1 protein-coding gene and 2 pseudogenes are annotated in these 2,211 nt (G+C 36.5%); all 3 read left to right on the top strand.

Annotation, left to right across the window (positions count from 1 at the left end; translation table 11 throughout):
• Nucleotides 1-138: 138 nt before the first annotated feature.
• Nucleotides 139-441 (top strand): annotated as a pseudogene (locus tag VE944_RS22055) (serine/threonine protein kinase); the annotation flags it as partial.
• Between the two features lie 905 nt (nt 442-1,346).
• Nucleotides 1,347-1,706 (top strand): Mo-dependent nitrogenase C-terminal domain-containing protein, encoded by a 360-nt coding sequence (locus VE944_RS22050; RefSeq protein ID WP_324981879.1) that lies wholly within the window; start codon nt 1,347-1,349, stop codon nt 1,704-1,706.
• Between the two features lie 22 nt (nt 1,707-1,728).
• Nucleotides 1,729-2,002 (top strand): annotated as a pseudogene (locus VE944_RS22045) (cupin domain-containing protein).
• Nucleotides 2,003-2,211 lie beyond the last annotated feature (209 nt).

Genomic DNA, 2,211 nt, shown 5'->3' with positions numbered 1-2,211 from the left:
TATTAGCTACTTTTCTAATTGAGGTGTCACCTTCAGAGTAAGCCTTTACTATTTTTTCTCGCAAGTCGATTGAGTAAGGTTCCATTTCACCCGTTAATGTACTGGTATTACTGTACCTCAGTTACCTGCAATCTGCTGTATCTAGCAGAAGATACCTACATGCCCTCAAAGCGCCGTTGTGTGGTTAAACAGCTAAGACCGATTCACAACAATCCTCAAATTTACCAGTTAGTGGAAGAGAGGTTTCAACGCGAAGCAGCTATTCTAGAAGAACTCGGTGGCGCAAATGACCAAATTCCAGCATTGTATGCCTACTTCTCGTCAGGTGGACAATTTTACTTAGTTCAGGAGTGGATTGAAGGCGATACCCTAACTGGAAAAGTTCAAATGCAGGGACTATTTAGTGAAGGCGCTGTCCAGGAATTATTCATGAATTTATTGATCGAGCGTAAAACCTCATCCCTCTATGGGTGGGGATGTAAGTGAGTCAGAGTCTCTGGTACAATACGAATATCTACTTGAGACATGACGAAATATTTTAAGAAATAAGATTTACGTTATTATACCATTTTTTTGTAATTAAACCATTTCACAAAATATCTGATATATATAACGGTTATCCTTTGGATAAACTAGTTTTTTAAACCTCACTCCCAACCCCTCTCATTACTAAGGAGAGGGGAGTATTTGTACGCCTCAAATACGGGGTGAGGTTCAGATTGTATTGCGCCCAACTGAGAACCCGTGTATTGGTAGGGGCATAATCCTGTACGTCCTTACACGCGATGCATTTATTGCAAAATATTCTTGTAAATGGTATAAATTCTAAGTATATTAGCTGGGACTTATCAAAGGATTTATTGCTAGTTATTAGATAATATCTAGGTTAGCTAGTGTAACATACTAGACAGATTACTAGATATTTAATAGCCTAAAATCGCTAGATATTAGAGGCTAATCCTAGCAAAGTCTATATGGAGTTAGAGCTAAACTGTTATTTTCTTACCCAAAGTCCATCTATAGATACTAGGCAGTTTTAGAACCAGGCATTTATATTTAATATATAAGATTGCTATCTCGGATATTAGCAATCCATAAGTTAAAGAAATGCCATTTTTATATTTTCTTTGTTATTTTGTATTTAACGGGACAGTTCTTCCCGATTTGGTGGGGTTAAATAACAATTAGTTAAACAATTTCCCCCCAAAGATGCATGTAAATTATTTGCCTTGTGCTTCTTTTTCTTCCTAATTTCCAAGCATAATGCAAATTGCTTAACAGATTACATGTCAATATTTGCAATCGGCAAATAGTTCATCTACACAAGGAAAACCTTGCCTACTACTATGCTTAAAACAATTAATCAGCGTATTTTTGTGTCTACTTTTGTTAGCCCTTTAGAAGAAAAGAATCAAAAAGGTAGTAAAAAGCAATTTGCTAGACCTAAATTAGATTTACTGCAACCATTACGTCAATGGGTGGATAAAATTGACGTTCAGAATCGGAAATCAGCTAAATTTATTGCTAAATTAATTCCTGCCCAGTGTCCATTCGAGCGCGATATCGTGCTTTTTGGTCGCAAAATAGGGCATATTCCGCCAATGTGCAAACTTAATCCGCTTTATAACGAACTTGTCTACTTGCGTTTTCGTGCTTTGTGTTATCTAGTAGATCAGTGTGGAGAAGATATTCAATCCTACTGCTAAACATAACTAGATAAAACACAATATGCAAATTAAAATTGAGCATCAACCTAAGACTTGAACACCTCAATGAATTGGGTGTCTTTAAATGGGGAATTTCGAAAAAGGAAGTTTCAAAATTTCCTTGGACTTATGATTCTCAAGAAACTTGCTACTTATTGGAAAGTGATGTTCTTGTTACTCCTGATGATGGACAGCCAGTGCAAATGGGTGAAGGTGATTTGGTGACTCTTCCTGCTGGCATGTCATGCACCTGGGAAATTACAAGCAAGGTGAAAAAACATTATTACTTTGATTAGTCAACAGAAAAGATTGATCCCCGTTGTCTAGTTGATGATCCACAATATCAACATCTCATAACTAAATTTGGATTTCTATTATAAGGGGGTTCGCAGCGAGTGTCATAGGATAAAGTGGCAGAATCAGTAAATTGCTTATATCCATATCTCTCGAAACTTGTTGCAACTCCATCCCCTAAACAATATTCATAGAAATAAATAGTCTCATT

The sequence above is a fragment of the Nostoc sp. genome (assembly GCF_035638895.1).
Lineage (GTDB): Bacteria > Cyanobacteriota > Cyanobacteriia > Cyanobacteriales > Nostocaceae > Nostoc.
This window is presented reverse-complemented; position numbering and strand designations above follow the sequence as displayed.

Excerpts from the sequence above, each read along its gene's own strand:
- VE944_RS22050 (WP_324981879.1), top strand. The coding sequence starts at position 1,347 with ATGCTTAAAACAATTAATCAGCGTATTTTTGTGTCTACTTTTGTTAGC.